The organism is Arthrobacter sp. EPSL27, assembly GCF_001512305.1.
In the GTDB taxonomy this organism is placed as follows: domain Bacteria; phylum Actinomycetota; class Actinomycetes; order Actinomycetales; family Micrococcaceae; genus Arthrobacter.
Genome location: NZ_LNUT01000003.1, coordinates 158372 through 175866, shown reverse-complemented (window position 1 = coordinate 175866; position 17495 = coordinate 158372). Strand labels below are relative to the sequence as shown.

Below are 17495 nucleotides of genomic sequence, written 5' to 3'. Positions count from 1 at the left end.
TACTCTGCCAGAGAACCAGGGCAGGTGCCGCAGTGTTTCGGTCCGCGGACGTTCAGGCGTCCGGCGCCGCCGGGGCCGGGGTGCTGTCCACCGGAATTCTGTCCACCGGGATGCCTGCGGCACCGGCGTCGTCGAATTTCGCGTCGATGTGGACCACGTCGCGTCCTGCGCGCTGCAGCAGGCTCGCCGCGATGCCGGCCCGGTAGCCGGTGGTGCAGTGCACCCACAGTTTCCCGGCGGGGAGATCGGCCAGGCGCTGGAGCAGTTCGTGGACGGGCACGTTGACGGCGCCGGCCACTCTTGAGGCGGCGTACTCATCGGCGCGCCGCACGTCCACGACGGTGTCCTGCGGATCCCGGCCGGCCAGGACCCCGTCCCAGCCCACCCGGGGATAGGAGGCGAGGGCGGCACGGGGCGCCAGGGAGTGCGGGTCCGTGCCGAGGGCGGCGTCCGGGGCATCGATGCCGATCCGGGACAGATCCCGGATGGCGCGTTCGACGTCGTCGCGGGATCCCACTAGGGTCAGTTGCTCGCCCCAGGGCAGGATCCAGCCCAGGTAGGTGCTGAAGTTGGTGCCGTATTCGAAGCTGGCGCTGCCCCGGAGATGGCTGCTGGCGAAGGCCACACGGCGGCGCAGGTCCACCACCCACTCGCCCGCTTCAAGCCGGCGGGCGAGTTCGTCGGCGTCGAGCGATTCCGGCACGGCAAGGTCCGCCGGGCCGGGGCCGGCCGTGTTGGTGACACCCATGTGCGCGTAGTAGGAAGGGTACGCCGTGAGGTTGGCGATCAGCTCCCGGACGAAGTGGTCCTCGTCCGGGTCCGTCAGGGCGTGGTTGCTGGCCAGCTGTTCCCCGATGGTCGAGGACCCGGCACCGCTGGCCGGGCCGGAGGAGCAGAAGGAACCGAACCCGTGGGTCGGGAACAGGGCGGCACCAGGCTCGGCCTCCCCGGCGAGCCGGCGCACCGAGGAGTACTGGTCATGGGTCAGGCCAAGTGTGTCCCCCGCGCCGACGAGGTCCGTGCGGCCCACCGAGCCGTAGAGCAGGCTTCCACCGGAGAACACGGCCTGCTGCCCTCCGTCGTCCACGATGAAGGACAGGTGGGTGTGGGTGTGCCCGGGGGTGGCGACGGCTTTGACCGTCAGCGCACCGACGCGGACGGTTTCCCCGTCCCTGATCGGCTGCCGCTCGAACTTCACCGGGTCCGCCGCGTTCACCAGGTAGCTGGCGCCGTGCGTCCGCGCGAGCTCGAGCCCGCCGGTGAGGTAGTCGTTGTGGATGTGGGTCTCGGCCACATGCGTGATTCTCACCCCGGCCTCGCGGGCCGCCGCGTCCACCCGGTCGGTGTCCCGCTGCGGGTCGATGACCAGCGCCACGGAGCCGTCATGGACCAGGTAACTCCGGTCCCCGAGTTGGGTGGTCTCAATGACAACGACGTCCATCATGCGCTCCTGGCTGGTCCGAGGTGGGCTGGGCATGGCTCGCGGCGGGGCCGTCCGGCCGCGCACTCTCCATGATCAAACCCCCTGGGGTATGAGCGCAAGGGGTGCTGCTACCGGGCGGGGCCGTCCTGCTGGTAGACGTCCGGGATCCCGTCCATGTCGGCGTCGACGGCCTCCGCTTCCTCAACCTTCCGGTACTGCCGGTTCCTGGTCTTCAGCACCACCGTCGCCAGCAGGGCCGCCAGCACGGAGGCCGTCAGGATGCCCACCTTGGCATGGTCGTCGTGGGGGCTGCCGAGGCCGAAGCTCAGCTCGGCCACCAGGAGCGAGACGGTGAAGCCGATGCCGGCCAGCAGGGACACGCCAAAGACGTCGATCCACTTGAAGCTGGTGTCCAGCCGGGCCTTGGAGAGCTTGGTGAGCAGCCAGGTGGTGCCCATGATGCCGATCGGCTTGCCGAGGACCAGCGCCAGGATGATGCCCACGGCCACGGGGTCGGTCAGGGCCGAGACCAGACCGTCCCAGCCGCCTACCGCCACGCCGGCAGAGAAGAACGCAAAGATCGGGACGGCGATGCCGGCGGAGATGGGGCGGAACCGGTGCTCGAAGATTTCCGCGAGGCCCGGGCCGGCCTCGGGGCCGCCGCTGGCCTGGGAGCGCAGCACCGGGACGGCGAAGCCGAGGAGCACGCCTGCCACCGTGGCGTGGATGCCGGAGGCGTGGACCAGTGCCCACGTGACCGCGCCGATGGGGAGCAGGATGAACCAGGCGGCTGCCGCCTTCATCCCGAAGAAGCGGCGGTACCGGTGCGCCAGGAAGGCGTAGAGGGCCAGCGGAATCAGGGCCAGCAGCAGCGGGACCACCTGGAGGTCGCTGGTGTAGAAGACGGCGATGATGGTGATGGCGATCAGGTCGTCCACCACGGCCAGGGTGAGCAGGAAGATCCGCAGGGCGCTGGGCAGGTGCGAGCCGATGATGGCCAGCACGGCCACGGCGAAGGCGATGTCGGTGGCGGTGGGGATCGCCCAGCCGCGCAGGGTCTCCGGGCTGGTGAGGTTGACGATCGTGTAGATCACGGCCGGGACGAGGACGCCGCCCGCGGCCGCGGCGACCGGGACAATGGACTTGTTCAGCTGCCGCAGGTCTCCGGCGACGAATTCGCGTTTGAGTTCAAGGCCCACCAGGAAGAAGAAGATTGCCAGCAGCCCGTCGGCAGCCCAGGCGCCCAGGCTCAGTTCGAGGTGCCAGGGTTCGTAGCCGAACTTGAAGTCGCGCAGCGCGAAGTAGCTCTCGGAGGCCGGGGAGTTGGCCCAGATCAGGGCGATCACGGCGGCGGCCACCAGGAGCGCGCCGCCCACGGTTTCTTTGCGGAGGATCTCGCCGATCCGCAGGGACTCGGCGTAGCTCCCGCGGCCGAAGATGGTCAGCCGGGGCTTGGCGGGGGGTGGTGTGGTGCTCATACGGGAATTCCTAAAAGTTGGGTCGACAGATCCATGCCGACCAGACTTCCCGGCGCACCTGCCCTCCAGTCTAGTGGGTTATGCCATGGTGCTGAACCGCTCGGCCTTGGTTTTGCTGCCCTGGACGATGATCTGGTCGTCGTCGTAGAGCACCGTCTGGGCCGTCGTGTGGCCCCAGACGCCGCCGGGCCGTTTGACGGCCACGATGGTGATGCCGAACTTGTCCCGGAGCCCCAGCACGCCGAGCGGCCGGTCGCGGGCGGCGGCGGGCGGGCTGGTGCGGACCATCACGAAGTCGTCCTCGAACTCCACGTAGTCGAGGATCGAGCCCAGGACCAGGTGCGCCACGCGCCTGCCCATGTCGTGTTCGGGCCGGATGACGTGCTCGACGCCGAGCTGGCCCAGGATCTCCGCGTGCGGTTCGCTGATGGCCTTCGCCCAGATCTGGGGCCGCTGGAATTTCAGAATCCGGGATGTGGTCAGGATGCTGGCTTCGATGTCCGAGCCGATCCCCACCACGGCCCGGTCGAACTCGTGCACCGAGAGCTGGCGCAGCGCCTCTTCCTTGGTGGAGTCGGCCCGCACCACGTGGGTGAGGCGCCCGTTGTATGACTGGACGATGTCCTCGCTGGCGTCGATGCCGAGCACCTCTGTGCCCTGCGCCTCCAGCTCCAGGGCCAGTGAGCCCCCGAAGCGGCCCAGCCCGATGACCACCACGGAGGACGCCTTGTCACCGGCGCCGGCGGAGTGGGACGAGAAGATGTTCCTAGCCAATGAGGGGCCTTTCCTTGGGGTATTCGTAAAGCAGGGGTCGTTCACGCAGGGCCAGGGCCGCGCCCAGCGTGACCGGGCCCAGCCTCCCCACGAACATCAGCATGATCAGCACCAGCTGTCCCGCCGGGGGCATGCCGGCCGTAATCCCGGTGGAGAGTCCCACCGTGGCGAAGGCCGAGATGACTTCGAACAGGATCCGTTCCTGCCCGAAGTCGGTGATGAGCATCAGGAACATCGTGGATCCGATGACCAGGGCGATCGCCAGGAGCACTACGGTGATGGCCTGGCGGTGGACTGCGCGGGAAAGCCGCTTGCCGAAGACGTTCACGGCCGTTCCGCCCTGCAGTTCGGTGCTGAGGATGAAGAACAGCACGGCGAAGGTGGTGATTTTCAGGCCGCCGGCGGTGCCGGCCGGGCCGCCGCCGATGAACATCAGGATGTCCATGCCGAGCCACGACACCGGGTGCATCTGGGCGATGTCGATGCTGTTGAAGCCCGCGGTGCGGGTGATGACGGACTGGAAGAACCCGGCGAGCAGCCGCTCGGCCGGGTGGAGTCCGCCCAGGGTGGCCTTGTTGGTCCATTCGACGGCGGTGAGGAACACGGTGCCGCCGGCCAGGAGGGCGCCCGAGCCGACGAGGACAAGCTTCGTGTTCATGCTCCAGTGGATGGGGCGGCGGTACTGCCGCCCCAGTTCGAACAGGACCGGGAACCCGAGCCCGCCGATGATCACGGCGGCAGCAATCGGCAGGCAGATCCACGGATCCCCGACGAAGCCCATGAGGTTGTCCGAATAGAGGGCGAAGCCGGCGTTGTTGAAGGACGAGATGGAGTGGAACACCCCGTGCCACACCGCCTCTCCCAGCGGATAGCCGTAGCCGGCCATGAAGCGGATGGTGAGGATCAGCGCCAGGGACGCTTCCACGGCCGCGCTGATTCGCAGGACACCGACCAGCACGCGGCGGACGTCGCCGAAGCCGCTGCTTTTGGTCTCGGCGGCGGCGGAGATCCGGGATTTCAGGCCCAGCCGGCGCGCGGTCAGGACCCCCAGCAGCGTGCCGAAGGACATCACGCCGAAGCCGCCGATCTGGATGAGGACCAGGATGACCACCTGGCCGAAGCCGCTCCAGAACACAGGGGTGTCCACGGTGATCAGGCCCGTCACGCAGACGGCGGACGTGGCGGTGAAGAGCGCCTCCAGCAGGCTGGCCCCGCCCCCGCCGGCTTTCGCCACGGGGAGCAGCAGCAGCCCGGTGCCGGCCGCGACGGCGGCAGCAAAGCCCAGGACGATCACCTGGGCCGGGTGCCGCGGCGCGAACGCGTGCGTAAACCGGGTGAAGCCCGCAGCCAGGGCGCGCGGAACCGCGGGAACTTCGACGTGCATAGGGGTCACGCTACCACCGGGCGGCGGGCGCGGCGCACCGGTTCAGCCGAGCAGAAGTTGCACCAGCTCGCGGCATTTCCCGTAGGCGGGCGCCTTCGGGTCGATCAGGGCGAAGTGGTCACCCGGGACCCGCAGCAGCTGGACCGGGTCCCCCACGGCCTTGGCGGCCGCCGCGTAGGAGTCCGACTGGCTCAGCGGGACGGTGTCGTCGTCCGTGCCGTGGACGGCATAGATCGGGATTTGCAGCGGCACCGCACTCATCGGGTCCGCATACTTATGCCGCTTGGGGTATCTATCGGAGGAGCCGCCCAGCAGGTTGCTGACCGCGCCGTTGCTGAGATTCAGCCGCTCGGCCTCCGCGAGGTTCAGCACCCCGGACTGGCTGACCACCCCGGTCAGGTGCACCGCTCCGGCGTCGTCCTTGCGCACCAGCAGGCGGTCCGCGTCGGGGGCGCCCAGCTGGGACAGCCGCCTCCGGCCCGCCGCCCAGACCGCGAGGTGCCCGCCGGCGGAGTGTCCCAGGGCCACCACGCGGTCCAGCGAGAGGCCGTGGTCACCGGCAATGTCGGCCAGCTTGTCGATGCCGGCAAGGACGTCGGAGAAGGTGTTGGGCCAGCCCCCGCCGTTGCCGGCGCGGCGGTATTCCAGGTTCCAGGCGGCCATGCCGTGCGCCGCGAGGTCCTTGGCCAGCGGCTCGCCGAGCTCCGCGCCGTACTGCGAGCGCCAGTACCCGCCGTGGATGACCACCACCACGCCCTTTGTGACGGCAGTGTCCGGCAGGAAAAGCTCCCCCCACTGGCTGGGGTCATCGCCGTAACTGTACTTTTGCCGCTTCACAGTGTCCTCCTTGGGGCCCGGTGAACAGGCGGCGGTGAATGCCCCCAAACTCACCGTCGCTGCGGCCGCGATAAGAGCCCGACGCCGCACATCAGCCATGTGCCGAGCCTACCCGAGCGCCGCGCGGCGCGGCTGTTGGCGGCGCCGGGCCGGCCCACCACCCGGGTGTCCGCCCTTCCGCCGTCGTACCTCCGCCGTAAGCTGGACGCATGGCGAGCAACTGGGACCGGCTGGACGTGGGCCTGCGCGAATCCGTGCAGGAGAACGTGGAACTGTACGAGCGGGTGCGCCCTGCCCTGAAGCTGGTCACCCGCGAGGTCCTGCTGACACTGCGGAGCATGCTCAAGGGAACCGAGGTGACGCCGCTGTTCGTTACCGGCCGGACCAAAACGGTCGAATCCTTCCGCGAGAAGATCTCCCGGACGGAGAAGCCGCTGGAGCCGGGCGGCCCGCCGGTGCTGAAATTCCCGGACCCGTTCCGCACCCTGAACGACATGGTGGGCGTCCGCGTGATCACGAAGCTGCCGGCGGAGAACGCGGTGGTGGCCAACCTGATCAAACGCCAGCGCCAGCTGTTCGACTGCCGCGGGGACCGCGAAAAGGACATCGGTTCCATCGAGTCCGGCACGTACGGCTATTCCAGCCGCCACCTGATCCTGCGGACCATCCAGAACGAGGCCGTGAAGGAGTACCAGCAGGTCTTCAACCCTGACGTTCCGCCGAACGGCAGCTACTTCTTCGAATGCCAGATCCGCACCGTGTTCGCACACGCCTGGAGCGAGATCGAGCACGACATCCGCTTCAAGGCCGAGGATCCGCGCGCCTGGACCCCGCACTTCGACCGCCAGTTCACGGCCACGGCCGCCATGCTGGAAACGGTGGAGGGGGCGTTCGCCGACCTCAATGAGCGCTACGAGGAGGTCCGCAGCTACTGGGACATGGACGGCGAAGGCGCCGCGCAGCTCACCCCCAACCGGATCCGCGACGTCTGGCGCACCCTCCTGCCGCACGTGGACCGGAAGGTCGACGACGACTGGGGCTGGGCCGCCGAACTGATGGCCGCCCACGGCCTTAACCAGACGGTGCAGCTGGCCGGGCTGCTCAGCGCCAACCAAATCACCGAGGTCCGCCGCGCACTGGACCACCGCTACTCACCCGGCCCGGACCGGCTCCTCGATGACCTGCTGCTCTGGCAGTACGGCACCAGGCACATCGACCTCACCGCGGAACCGGCCGACGCCGTCCCGCACCCGCGGCGCGACAGCCTCCTGCGGCGGCTTAAGCAGATTGAGCGCTACCGCCTCACGCAGGGGTAGCGCGCGGAGTCTCCCCACCTTTGCAACGCCGGCGCCGGTTCCATGGTCGCTGGGGTGCGGGCCGTTATCTGTGGGCGTAGGTGAGGCAGTCGGCGTTGTCGACGCCCGGACCCACGTGCACCTCGGCGGCCTTGCACATCAGATGGTCGTTGTGCGCGCACTCCGTCCGCTGGCAGGCGCCGACGTCGGCCAGCACCTTGGGCAGGCCGCCGTGCACGCCGATGTCGATGAAGGTGGCGCAGGAGGCGTGGTCCTCGGCGCCGCCGACGGTGATGGCGGCGGCGTTGCAGTTGGAGTGGTCATTGAACGAACAGTTGGTCACGCTGCAGTCGGCTACGTGCGTCGTCATGGGGTATTCCTCCAGGGAAACCGGCCGCCCGGGCCGGGCGGCTCCGTCCGTCCACGGTAGGCCCGTCCCCGGCAAACAAAAAGACCCAATAGTGTGCCCTAATACCGGCGCCCTGATACCGGCCGGCACGGCCCGCTATCCTTCCGGGCTCCGGAACCGTGCCACGTATTTGCGCTGCCACGGGGTTTCGACGGCGCCGCGGCGGTAACGTGCCCGGACAAAGTCGACGGCCTCCGCGGGCGGAACGCCGTCGAGGACGGCAAGGCAGGCCAAGGCGGTACCGGTCCGGCCGCGGCCGCCCCAGCAGGCCACCTCGACCCGCTCGGTTTCGGACCGGCGCCAGGCCTCCGTCAGGGCGTCCAGGGCGTCGGCGTCGTCGGCCGGCAGGCGCAGGTCCCGCCAGCGGACCCACCGCGAATCCCACGCCACCGGCGCCGGGCGGCTTCCCAGCAAGTACAGGCCAAACTCGGGCCGCGGGCCGGCCGGAAGGGGCCGTAGCAGTCCGCGGCCCCGGATGAGCCGCCCGGACGGGAGCTCCAGGACTCCCGGCTGGCCCGGATCCCAGGTCTGCGTCATGACCACGAGCGTAGTCCTTCCGCCGGCAGCCCGCACCGTGCTGGCTAGTGGCCGGCGTCGAGCTTTCCGGCCAGCCGTTCGCGCATCAGGACGCTGGCGTCGTTGAGCCCGATGATGGTCGCGTCCTTGCCGTGGTGCCGGTATTTTTCGGTGATGGCATCGAGCGAGGCGATGGTGGACGCGTCCCACAGGTGGCTGCCGTGCATGTCGATGACCACGCGCTCCGGGTCCAGGGCGTAGTCGAACTGGGTGTAGAGGTCGTTCGAGGAGGCGAAGAAGAGCTCGCCGTCCACCTTGTACGTGGCGACCGGGACGCCGTCGACCTCTGCCACGGTGCGGTCCACGGTGACGAAGTGGGCCACCCGCCGGGCGAACAGGACCATGGCCACCAGGACGCCGACCCCGACGCCGATCGCCAGGTTGTGCGTGGCCACGGTGACGATCACGGTGGAGACCATCACGAGAGTTTCACTCTTGGGCAGCGCCCGCAGGGTTGACGGGCGGATGCTGTGCCAGTCGAACGTGGCCACGGAAACAAAGATCATCACGGCCACCAGGGCCGCCATCGGGATCAGCGAGACGATGTCGCCCAGGGCCACCACCAGGATGAGGAGGAAAACACCGGCCAGGAAGGTGGAGATCCGGGTGCGGGCGCCGGAGGCCTTGACGTTGATCATGGTCTGGCCGATCATCGCGCAGCCGCCCATGCCGCCGGTGAATCCGGTGACTATGTTTGCCACGCCCTGGCCCCAGGCCTCGCGGGTCTTGGGCGAGCGGGTGTCCGTGATGTCGTCCACGAGCTTGGCGGTCATGAGGGATTCCAGCAGTCCCACGAACGCCATGGCCAGGGCGAACGGGAAGATGATCTGGAGGGTCTCCAGGCTGAAGGAGACGTCCGGGATGAACAGGGAGGGCAGGGAGTCCGGCAGGGCGCCCTTGTCCCCCACGGTCGGGACCGCGACGGCGGCGACCACGGTGATGAGGGTCAGGACCACGATCGCGACGAGCGGTGGGGGCACGGCCCGGGTGAGCTTCGGCAGCCCGAACACGATCAGGAGTCCGCCGGCGGTGAGCGGGTAGACCAGCCACGGAACTCCCAGCAGCTCGGGGACCTGGGACATAAAGATCAGGATCGCGAGCGCGTTGACGAAGCCCACCATCACCGAGCGCGGAATGAACCGCATCAGTTTCGCTACCCCGGACAGGCCCAGGATGATCTGGAAGATGCCGGCCAGGATCACGGCGGCAACGAGGTAGTCCAGGCCGTGCGACTTCACCAGCGGGGCGATCACCAGGGCGACGGCGCCGGTGGCGGCCGAAATCATGGCCGGGCGGCCGCCGACGAAGGCGATGGTGACCGCCATCGTGAAGGACGCGAACAGCCCGATCCGCGGGTCGACGCCGGCAATGACCGAGAAGGCGATGGCCTCCGGGATAAGCGCCAGCGCGACTACCAGCCCGCCCAGGACCTCGGTCTTCAGCCGCCGCGGCGACCTCAGGGTTCCCCGCACGGACTGGAGCTGTTCAGGGGTGAACGCCGGGGGATGTTCTGTTTTGGTGGCGGCCATTGCTGGCTCCGTTCATGGTCGGGAAGACATACGTCAGGCTTCGTGGGGCAAATGAATGTGGGGGCGCAGCGCCGCGCCCGCGGACAGGGGAAACATGCTGGAAGCGTCTCAACCCCGCCCCTCAACCCTACCCTAACGTGATGGTAGAGTTTAACTCCGAGCACATAGAGGAGACCCTGTGACGGCCAAGACCACCGGCGCCAGCACCATGCACATCGGCGAACTGGCAGACCGCACCGGACTGTCCCTGCGGACCATCCGGCACTACGACGACGTCGGCCTCCTGCCTGCCAGCGCGCGGACGGACGGCGGCTTCCGGGTGTACTCGGAGGATGATTTCGATCGGCTGATGGTCATCAAGCAGATGAAGCCCCTGGGGTTCTCGCTCGAGGAAATGGCAGAGATCCTGGGACTCCTCGCGGAAGAACCGGGCGGCCCGGAGCGTACCGGCCGGCTCGCGGAAATCCTGGAACAGGCGGCGCTCCAGCGTGCCAAGATGGCCCGCAACCTCGCGCAGGCGGACGACTTCATCGCCATGCTCCGCGGCCAAACCGCCTGAGCACAGCTCCGTAAGGGGCCCGCTGGCGCAAAACCAGCCCGGCCAGCCTGAAAATCCGACATATTTGTCCCCCAAGGGTCATGAACTGGCCCGCGGGCGGCCGGACTGGCACCCTTTTTGGATGCTTGAGGCAACTAAATCACCTGAGTCCATCCCGGAGACCGGCACAGTGCCGGCCAACCCCGCCCTCGCCGCCGAGGCGAAGATTGCCCGGATCGCGGTGACCGTCTTCCCGCTGCTGGTGGTCATCGCGGGCGTGGCCGGCTACCTGCTGCCGGACGCATTCAAGCCGCTCGGCCCCGCCGTGCCGTACCTGCTGGGCATCATCATGTTCTGCATGGGCCTGACACTGACCCCGCCCGACTTCGCGTCCGTGGCCAAGCGCCCCTGGGCCGTGGTCCTCGGCATTGTGGCGCACTACGTGATCATGCCCGGCGCCGGCTGGCTGATCGCCGTCGCCCTTAACCTCCCCCCGGAACTGGCGGTGGGGCTGATCCTCGTCGGCTGTGCGCCCTCGGGCACCGCGTCCAACGTGATGGCGTTCCTGGCCAAGGGCGATGTTGCCCTGTCCGTCGCCGTCGCCTCCGTGTCGACGCTGATCGCCCCGGTGGTGACGCCGCTGCTGGTCCTCTTCCTGGCGGGGTCCTACCTGCAGATCGACGCCGGCGGCATGGTTTTGGACATCGTCAAGACGGTTCTCCTGCCGGTCATCGCCGGCCTGCTGGCCCGCCTCTTCCTGAAGAAGGCCGTGGCCAAGGTGCTGCCGGCCCTGCCCTGGGCCTCCGCCGTCGTCATTTCCCTGATCGTCGCGATCGTGGTGGCCGGCAGCGCCAGCAAGATCGTCGCCGCCGGCGGGATCGTGTTCCTCGCGGTGGTGCTGCACAACGGTTTCGGGTTGGGCCTGGGCTACCTTGCAGGCAAGCTGGGGCGTCTGGATGACAAGGCCCGGCGGGCCCTGGCCTTTGAGGTCGGCATGCAGAACTCGGGCCTCGCCGCCACCCTGGCGACGGCGCATTTCAGTCCGCTGACCGCGCTGCCGTCCGCGGTGTTCTCGCTCTGGCACAATATTTCCGGTGCCATCGTCGCGGCCTGGCTGGCGCGGCGCCCCCTGCGGGAAGCGTAGCTCTTCCCACCTGGCCGGGCGCTTAGCCCTTCAGACGGGATAGCAGCCGGACGACCGCTTCTTCGGCCAGGGCCTCCGGTGCCGCGCCGGCGTCCGGCGCCAGCACGCCGACACCGTCCGGCGGCGTTGAGTCCGTGAGGAGCATCAGGGCCACTCCGCGGTCGGCAAGTTCCGCCATGGCCTCAAGGTCGACGGCGGTGCGGGACGCCGGCACGGAGCCGAGGATGACGCCGTCGGCTCCGCCGGAGAGCATGAACTGCCGCCAGCTGTCGCCGACGAGGATCACCGGCTGGTAGCCGTGCCGGGGCAGGATCCGCGCCGCGGCGGTGGCCAGCTCCCGGTCGCGGGAATCCTCGAGATCCGTGATGGCCAGCGCCACCACATCGGTGCGGCCCCGCCGCATCCCGCGGGCCGCCTGGTTGGGCACGTAGCCAAGCTCGCCGGCCGCGGCATGCACGCGGTCCTGCGTCGGCTGGCTGATGCGTGTGTTGCCGCCGGTGCGGCCGGACAGGACATAGGAGACCGTGGTCAGGGACACTCCTGCGGCCTCCGCGACGTCGCGGATGGTGGGCTTGGCTCCGTGCCGCACTGGTGACTCCCGGGGACTTCTCCGCCGCGGACGTGCGGCGCTGCTGGAAACTTCGTCGCGGGGTTACCCCCACGCTGAACTCTAGCCCGAAGCGGGGAACGGTCCATGGCGGACGCCGCGGGCCCGGGCGGCCCATGGGCAGGACTCTCCATCGCCCGGAAATTCGTTTGCCGATAGTGTTCGGGGAAACGAGTCTTTACATCCATTGGGGGAAACGCATGGCTCCTGGCATCTACGGCGCTGACGTGGCGCAGCTGAGATCGCTCTCGAAGTCCATCGGGCAGTCCGGCAGTGCCCTTCAAAGGATCGAGGCCACCGTCAACAGCGTGGTCGGGTCAGCTGTCTGGAAGGGCGCCGACGGCGAGCGGTTCCGCAGCGAATGGTCCTCCACCCTGCGCCCCATGCTCCGTCACTCGAGCGACTCGCTGCGGGACCAGGCGAAGAGCCTTCTGTTGCATGCGGATGAACAGGAAAAGGCCAGCAACGCGTCCTCCGGCGGTGGCGGCTCTGCGGCACCAAGTGGCGGACCGGCCTCCGGTTCGCCGCTGGACCCCATCCTGGACCCAGTGCTGGACGCCAACGGAAATCCGGTGTACCAGGTGGCCAACACCGCAGCCTCGGGCGCCGGGTTCGGGGCAGATGTCCTGTTGAACCAGATGTACAAGGGCGGCCTGCTGACCAGGATGCCGTGGACCGTGCTCGGCGCCCAGTACGGCCAGGCACCGGGACTGGGGTACCTCAAGGGCACCCAGCTCTTGAACGGTCTGTCCATGGTGGGCCGGGCCGCCGGCGTCCTGAGCATCATCGGCGGGACTGCCCAGTTCGCTGACGGGATGCTCAGCGGCGATTCCAATGCCATGTGGGACGGCGGCGTCTCCACCGTGCTGGCCGCCGGCAGCTTCGTCCCCGTCGTGGGGCCCTTCTTTGCCGGGGCGAGCCTCGCCTGGGCGGGCATGGGCCTGCTCTCCAAGAACCTTGGCTACGGCTCCACGTCCGAGATGGTGGTGGATGGCGCCAAGAAGGTCGGTAATGTCATAGCGGACGGTGCCAACGCCGTCGCGGACGGGGCCAAGAAGGTGTGGGGCTGGCTGGGCGGCTAAGCCCGGCTCCATGCCGGGCTTAGGAATGATGAGCACACAACGTGAGGAAGAAATGAACGACGAGACCCCGCTCCGCCTGACGGATCACGAACTCCTGGCCCTTCTTGCCGTAAACCCGACGCCGTCGGCAGAAACCACCCGGACAGTGTTCCGCCTCTCCCCTGTTGCGGACAACGAGCTGCTGGAACAGGCCGGCATCACCACCCTGCTGGTCCGCGGACTGGCGGAAGTCTCCGGCGATGACATCGTGCCCGTGGACAAGGGCGCCATCGTGGCCGCTGTGGTCTCCACGGCCGACGAGTGGCTTGAACTCGCCCTGGTCACCCCGCAGACGGACCACGTCCTGTTCACCGCCGGGTCCAAGGACGGCGCGCTCCTGCTCAACCTCAACCGGTACGGCGTCCACGAGGTCCAGCCGGTGGACCCCGGCGCCGGAATGCTCCAGCTCGGGCTGCAGATTGCCCGGCACTACCTTGAAACCGGAGCCGAGGGCTACCCTGCCGCGGCCATGATCAAGCACCACCGGCTGTCCGGGCCTCCGCTGACCGCACACCTCAAGGTGGAGGCGGACCAGTCCTGGACCCTCGCCACCGGCGACGACGGAGCGGATAAAGCCGAGGCGATCGACGCCGCCGATGCGTTCCGCCGCTTCGAGTCCGCCCTCACGTTCTGATTCTGCCGCGGACCCGTCCGCGGAAGGCCTGCCCGATCGCACACCAGAAAGCCCAGCCGGAATGACAACCCAGCCGCACGCCCGCCCGTCCGCCCCCCGGCAGTTTCCGCTCAGCTACTGGATTTCCCAAGAGATCCAGCCGTCGGCGCAGGCCCTGGCGCCGAGCGCCCTGCGCGAGATGGCCTGGAACTTCGGCCAGGTCCGGGGCCTCGCGGCCGCGTGCCTTGGCGTCGGGGCTGCCTGCCTCGGCGGGGCAGCACTGACGCTGCTCGCCAGCCCGGCCGCCGTGGGGGTCCTCTTGGGCCTGCTCATTGCGGGAATGGTCCTCGTCGGCACCGGCGTGCTGCTGCGGCGGCGGGTGAAACACCGCGTGCCCAGCGTGCGGCCGGCCATGGCGTCGCGGGCCCCAGGGAAGCTGAGCTCAGGCATCGGGCTCACGCTGTTCCTGTCCGCGGTGCTGGGAGTGCTGTTGCTCCCGGCGGCGATCAGCCTCGAGGCCGGGGCGGGAGGAATGGCCGCCGTCGTGGCCATGTATGCCCTCTTCCTGGTGGCGACCACCAGCATTTTCGCCCTTCCGGCCTACTTTATGCAGCACGCCCGCAAGGACTTCCGTGCGGCGATCCTGGCGGACGCGGAGCTCCGCAGCGCCCTTGAGGCGATGTCACCGGTGTGGACGGATCCCGTGGGCTCCCGGGAATTCGGACCACTTTAGAGGTCACTGCGGGCTTCCCCCATAAAGCCCGGAGGGGTTACTGCGCCGATTAGTCGTCGCAGGTGCAGCGCTGATCCTGGGGCACGTCTGCCAAGACCGAATCGACGTGCTCGCCGCAGCCGGCCCAGGTGATCTTTCCACAACGATTACAACGAACTGCAGCGCACATATGAACTCCCAACGCCCGGGGTGCCGCGGATGCCGCACCTGATACCAGAAATAATACCCCATAGGGTATATTTAGAATCACGGCTGCAAGCTCCGCACCTGCAGCCCAAGGATCGACATCCACCGAAACCACCAAGTTTTGAGACCGGACCAGGAACAGCCTTGACAGTCACAAGCAAAGCCCGGCAGGACACCGGCCCGGGCACAGCCGATGGACCCTCGCACCTTGACCGCCTGCGGCAACTCCCGCAGGTGCTTCGCCGCTGGTCCCGGGCCCGCATGGCCGTAACCATGGCCGCGGCCGGCCTCGCCGCCTCCTTCCTGATGGCTGCCAACGGCATGGTTGCCGGCGCAGGCACCGGCTGGCCGGGCTACGGCTTGGTGGCTGCGGCATCGGTCCTCGCCGGATTCCTTGCAGGCAGCTACGTAAACGCCCCGATCGGCGCGGCCGCCACGCTCTGCGATCTGCGCTGGCCCACGCTGGGCCTGTTTGGCGCCGTGTGGGCGACCTCGGCACGGGACGCCCCTCCGTCCCTCCAAGCCGCCGTCGGGGTGCTGTCCCTAGCCGTGATGGCGTGGGTCCTGCACGGCCGCCTTGAGCTGGAACGCAAAGTGACACTGGGCCGCGACGGATCGCCGGATTCCGACGTCGGCGTCTGCACCGACTGCCGCCCGCTGTTCCCCGCCAAGCCGCGGCCCCGCGGCTGATCCGACCGGCACCGCCGTCGCCAGTCAGAGGCCAGAATGGGCGGCAGGCGACTCGGTTGGCCAGCCGGTCAGCAGCGCTTAGTCCCTGCCGACGTCGGCGGCCTCGTCCAGGGTGTGCGGCTCAAAATGCTCCAGCATCTCTTTCATCACCTCGAGGCCGTGCCGGTACGTCTCGGAGGCCCGCCACTGTTCGACCTGCTCCAGGGACTCCCACGGGCCGGTGCTGATGAACCGGTTCCGGACGTCGCGGTCGTGCATCAGCACGGCCTGCGTATGCGGGAAGTCTTCCTGGGTCTTGCGGGCCAGATCCCGCCAGGCCTGCACGAAGTCGTTCTCGCGGCCCGGATGCACCAGCCAGATTCCCAGCGTATAAACCGACACGACAATCGCCTCCATAGTTTGAACAGGGGTGGATACGGCCGATTATCGGCCCGGCCTCCCGCCGGCCGGTAGGGCCAATCGTCCCCGCCGGATTTCCAGCCCGGTGCGCGGGAACGGCAGGGTTTGTAGTCTGGGGCCATGACTGTGACCAATGCCAAGGTAGAAGAGTTCTTCAATGACTACGCCGCTGCATTGCTGGCCCGCGATGCCCGGGCGATCGCCGGCATGTACGCGGTGCCGTCGCTCATCCTGTTCCCCGGCACCTCGATCCCTGTCAGCGACTCCCGCCAGACCGAGGAGTTCTTCACTTCCGCCTTCAGCCAGTACGCCGGAGTGGACGACGTCGGCCGGCAGGTCGTCATCATGGGCGAGGCGCCGGGCACCGTCTGGGCCGACGTCACCTGGTCCTACGCCGCCCGGCAGCCCGAGCGCTTCTGCTACCAGCTCATCGAGTCAGCCGAGGGGTACCGGATCGCCGTGCTCACGCTGATGGCCTGAGGACACTCCCGATGCCCGACCCCAGCGATTCGCCCGCGTACATCCTGCGCGGCGCCCTCCTCACCGACGGCGCCCGCACCGCGGACGCCGCCGTGGCGGTGACCGGCGGCCGGATCGCCTATGCCGGGCCCGCCGGCGGCTATGACGCGGCGCAGTTCCCCGGCGCGCAGGAGATCCCCCTGCCGCCCGGCAGCTCGCTGCTGCCCGGCCTGGTGGACCTCCACTGCCACGGCGCGGCCGGCGGCGGTTTCCCGACCGGAGACGCCCGGGCCTGCCGGCAGGCGGTGGACTTTCTGCACCGCAACGGGACCACCACGCTGCTGGCCAGCCTCGTCACCGCCCCGGCCGCTGAGCTGCTGCGGGCACTCGGCGTCCTCCGGACCCTGGCCGCCGAGGGACTCATCGCGGGAATCCACGCCGAGGGCCCCTTCCTCTCCCGCGCCCGCTGCGGCGCGCAGGACCCGCGCTGGCTCCGCGACCCCGATCCGGAACTGCTGCAGGACCTGCTGGAGTCCGCCGGCGGTGCGCTGCGGACCATGACCTACGCCCCGGAACTGCCGGGCACCCCCGAGCTGCTCCGGATGCTCACGCAGCACGGCGTCACGCCCTCGCTGGGCCACACCGCCGCGGATGCGCGCAGGGCTGCGGCCTCGCTGGCGGAGGCCGCGGAGCTCATCGGCGCCGGGCAGGGCTTCGGGCCGCACGCCCGCCCAACGGTGACGCACCTGTTTAACGGCATGCCGCCGCTGCACCACCGGGAACCCGGGCCGGCCGCGGCCTGCCTGCGGCTGGCGGCAGCAGGCACCGCCGTAGTCGAACTCATCGGCGACGGCGTCCACCTCGACTCGGAAACGGTCCGGATGGTGTTTGACCTGGCCGGAGCCGGGAACATCGCGCTGGTCTCGGACTCCATGGCGGCCGCCGGGCTTCCCGACGGCGACTACACCTTGGGCTCGTCGGAGGTGGTGGTGGACGACGGAGTGGCCACCCTGGGCAGCAACGGCGCCCTCGCCGGCGGCACGGCCACCCTGCTGGAGGTGGTCCGGACCACGGTGGCCGCCGGCGTAGCCCCAGCCGATGCGGTCCTGGCGGCAACGCTGGTTCCGGCCAGGGTCCTGGGCCAGGAAGCAGAAATCGGAAGTGTCCGGGCCGGGATGCGCGCCGACGTCGTTGCCGTGGGCCCGGACTTCGAGCTGGTGACGGTGCTGCGCAACGGCCGCATCCTGCCCGGCCCGGCTGAGCCCGTCCCCGCCTGAACCGGCCGCCGGGGCCCTCAACG

Annotated in this window: 19 protein-coding genes; 9 read left to right on the top strand and 10 right to left on the bottom strand. The window is 69.0% G+C overall.

The features are described from left to right. Positions 1-52: 52 nt before the first annotated feature. The 5 genes from AR539_RS02865 to AR539_RS02845 all read right to left on the bottom strand — a co-directional run bounded on the left by AR539_RS02865 (position 53) and on the right by AR539_RS02845 (position 5896). Complete coding sequence (locus tag AR539_RS02865) at positions 53-1441, bottom strand: MBL fold metallo-hydrolase (RefSeq protein WP_066433069.1); 1389 nt, start codon at positions 1439-1441, stop codon at positions 53-55. Positions 1442-1551: 110 nt separating this feature from the next. Beyond that, entirely contained in the window at positions 1552-2901 is a 1350-nt protein-coding gene (gene nhaA, locus AR539_RS02860) for a Na+/H+ antiporter NhaA (protein WP_066432381.1), read from the bottom strand. A 78-nt stretch (positions 2902-2979) separates the two neighbouring features. Then, a complete protein-coding gene (locus AR539_RS02855) occupies positions 2980-3675 on the bottom strand; it encodes a potassium channel family protein (RefSeq protein WP_197410537.1) in 696 nt (231 codons plus the stop codon). Next, positions 3668-5059, bottom strand: a complete 1392-nt coding sequence (locus tag AR539_RS02850; RefSeq protein WP_082699166.1) for a TrkH family potassium uptake protein — start codon at positions 5057-5059, stop codon at positions 3668-3670. Before AR539_RS02850 ends, AR539_RS02855 begins: the two co-directional genes overlap by 8 nt. Positions 5060-5101: 42 nt before the next feature. Then, a complete protein-coding gene (locus tag AR539_RS02845; RefSeq protein ID WP_066432378.1) occupies positions 5102-5896 on the bottom strand; it encodes an alpha/beta hydrolase in 795 nt (264 codons plus the stop codon). A gap of 209 nt (positions 5897-6105) precedes the next feature. Here AR539_RS02845 and AR539_RS02840 point away from each other — a divergent pair, with 209 nt between their 5' ends. Next, positions 6106-7212 carry a GTP pyrophosphokinase gene (locus AR539_RS02840; protein ID WP_066432376.1) on the top strand — a complete coding sequence of 369 codons (1107 nt, stop codon included), beginning with the start codon at positions 6106-6108 and terminating at the stop codon, positions 7210-7212. Between the two features lie 64 nt (positions 7213-7276). On the opposite strand, the gene AR539_RS02835 is transcribed toward AR539_RS02840, so the two are convergent. The 3 genes from AR539_RS02835 to AR539_RS02825 all read right to left on the bottom strand — a co-directional run bounded on the left by AR539_RS02835 (position 7277) and on the right by AR539_RS02825 (position 9705). After that, a complete protein-coding gene (locus AR539_RS02835; RefSeq protein ID WP_066432374.1) occupies positions 7277-7561 on the bottom strand; it encodes a DUF1540 domain-containing protein in 285 nt (94 codons plus the stop codon). Positions 7562-7696: 135 nt separating this feature from the next. Next, on the bottom strand, positions 7697-8137 hold the full coding sequence (locus AR539_RS02830; protein ID WP_066433061.1) for a protein-tyrosine phosphatase family protein: 441 nt from the start codon (positions 8135-8137) through the stop codon (positions 7697-7699). Positions 8138-8181: 44 nt separating this feature from the next. Further along, positions 8182-9705, bottom strand: a complete 1524-nt coding sequence (locus tag AR539_RS02825) for a SulP family inorganic anion transporter (RefSeq protein ID WP_066432371.1) — start codon at positions 9703-9705, stop codon at positions 8182-8184. 208 nt (positions 9706-9913) lie between these two features. On the opposite strand from AR539_RS02825, the gene AR539_RS02820 reads away from it, so the two are divergent. Both AR539_RS02820 and AR539_RS02815 read left to right on the top strand, forming a co-directional pair. Then, the gene (locus AR539_RS02820; RefSeq protein ID WP_066433059.1) at positions 9914-10264 is read left to right on the top strand and encodes a MerR family transcriptional regulator; all 351 of its coding nucleotides are present in this window, start codon (positions 9914-9916) and stop codon (positions 10262-10264) included. Between the two features lie 121 nt (positions 10265-10385). Beyond that, a complete protein-coding gene (locus tag AR539_RS02815; protein WP_066432369.1) occupies positions 10386-11387 on the top strand; it encodes a bile acid:sodium symporter family protein in 1002 nt (333 codons plus the stop codon). 22 nt (positions 11388-11409) lie between these two features. Here AR539_RS02815 and AR539_RS02810 read toward each other — a convergent pair whose 3' ends face one another. Continuing rightward, positions 11410-11976, bottom strand: coding sequence for a LacI family DNA-binding transcriptional regulator (locus tag AR539_RS02810; protein WP_066432367.1), 567 nt, complete (start codon positions 11974-11976; stop codon positions 11410-11412). 218 nt (positions 11977-12194) lie between these two features. Here AR539_RS02810 and AR539_RS02805 point away from each other — a divergent pair, with 218 nt between their 5' ends. The 4 genes from AR539_RS02805 to AR539_RS02790 all read left to right on the top strand — a co-directional run bounded on the left by AR539_RS02805 (position 12195) and on the right by AR539_RS02790 (position 15337). Continuing rightward, positions 12195-13076, top strand: coding sequence for a hypothetical protein (locus AR539_RS02805; RefSeq protein WP_066432365.1), 882 nt, complete (start codon positions 12195-12197; stop codon positions 13074-13076). A 28-nt stretch (positions 13077-13104) separates the two neighbouring features. Then, positions 13105-13749 (top strand): hypothetical protein, encoded by a 645-nt coding sequence (locus AR539_RS02800; protein ID WP_231728467.1) that lies wholly within the window; start codon positions 13105-13107, stop codon positions 13747-13749. Positions 13750-13810: 61 nt separating this feature from the next. Then, positions 13811-14461, top strand: coding sequence for a hypothetical protein (locus tag AR539_RS02795; RefSeq protein ID WP_066432360.1), 651 nt, complete (start codon positions 13811-13813; stop codon positions 14459-14461). Positions 14462-14791: 330 nt separating this feature from the next. After that, positions 14792-15337, top strand: a complete 546-nt coding sequence (locus tag AR539_RS02790) for a hypothetical protein (RefSeq protein ID WP_066432357.1) — start codon at positions 14792-14794, stop codon at positions 15335-15337. A gap of 78 nt (positions 15338-15415) precedes the next feature. Here the strand turns inward: AR539_RS02790 and AR539_RS02785 are convergent, their stop codons facing one another. Continuing rightward, positions 15416-15718, bottom strand: coding sequence for an antibiotic biosynthesis monooxygenase (locus AR539_RS02785; RefSeq protein WP_231728466.1), 303 nt, complete (start codon positions 15716-15718; stop codon positions 15416-15418). Positions 15719-15856: 138 nt separating this feature from the next. On the opposite strand from AR539_RS02785, the gene AR539_RS02780 reads away from it, so the two are divergent. Both AR539_RS02780 and nagA read left to right on the top strand, forming a co-directional pair. After that, a complete protein-coding gene (locus AR539_RS02780) occupies positions 15857-16216 on the top strand; it encodes a hypothetical protein (protein WP_066432355.1) in 360 nt (119 codons plus the stop codon). Between the two features lie 11 nt (positions 16217-16227). Further along, positions 16228-17472 (top strand): N-acetylglucosamine-6-phosphate deacetylase, encoded by a 1245-nt coding sequence (gene nagA, locus AR539_RS02775; RefSeq protein WP_066432350.1) that lies wholly within the window; start codon positions 16228-16230, stop codon positions 17470-17472. Positions 17473-17495: the final 23 nt, after the last annotated feature.

What these genes read in the sequence shown, in the direction of transcription:
- AR539_RS02805 (WP_066432365.1), top strand. Translation starts at nt 12,195, where the DNA reads ATGGCTCCTGGCATCTACGGCGCTGACGTGGCGCAGCTGAGATCGCTC.
- AR539_RS02830 (WP_066433061.1), bottom strand. Translation starts at nt 8,137, where the DNA reads ATGACGCAGACCTGGGATCCGGGCCAGCCGGGAGTCCTGGAGCTCCCG.
- AR539_RS02835 (WP_066432374.1), bottom strand. Translation starts at nt 7,561, where the DNA reads ATGACGACGCACGTAGCCGACTGCAGCGTGACCAACTGTTCGTTCAAT.
- AR539_RS02850 (WP_082699166.1), bottom strand. Translation starts at nt 5,059, where the DNA reads ATGCACGTCGAAGTTCCCGCGGTTCCGCGCGCCCTGGCTGCGGGCTTC.
- AR539_RS02865 (WP_066433069.1), bottom strand. Translation starts at nt 1,441, where the DNA reads ATGGACGTCGTTGTCATTGAGACCACCCAACTCGGGGACCGGAGTTAC.
- AR539_RS02795 (WP_066432360.1), top strand. Translation starts at nt 13,811, where the DNA reads ATGACAACCCAGCCGCACGCCCGCCCGTCCGCCCCCCGGCAGTTTCCG.
- AR539_RS02800 (WP_231728467.1), top strand. Translation starts at nt 13,105, where the DNA reads ATGAGCACACAACGTGAGGAAGAAATGAACGACGAGACCCCGCTCCGC.
- AR539_RS02780 (WP_066432355.1), top strand. Translation starts at nt 15,857, where the DNA reads ATGACTGTGACCAATGCCAAGGTAGAAGAGTTCTTCAATGACTACGCC.
- AR539_RS02840 (WP_066432376.1), top strand. Translation starts at nt 6,106, where the DNA reads ATGGCGAGCAACTGGGACCGGCTGGACGTGGGCCTGCGCGAATCCGTG.
- AR539_RS02820 (WP_066433059.1), top strand. Translation starts at nt 9,914, where the DNA reads ATGCACATCGGCGAACTGGCAGACCGCACCGGACTGTCCCTGCGGACC.
- nagA (WP_066432350.1), top strand. Translation starts at nt 16,228, where the DNA reads ATGCCCGACCCCAGCGATTCGCCCGCGTACATCCTGCGCGGCGCCCTC.
- nhaA (WP_066432381.1), bottom strand. Translation starts at nt 2,901, where the DNA reads ATGAGCACCACACCACCCCCCGCCAAGCCCCGGCTGACCATCTTCGGC.
- AR539_RS02815 (WP_066432369.1), top strand. Translation starts at nt 10,386, where the DNA reads ATGCTTGAGGCAACTAAATCACCTGAGTCCATCCCGGAGACCGGCACA.
- AR539_RS02825 (WP_066432371.1), bottom strand. Translation starts at nt 9,705, where the DNA reads ATGGCCGCCACCAAAACAGAACATCCCCCGGCGTTCACCCCTGAACAG.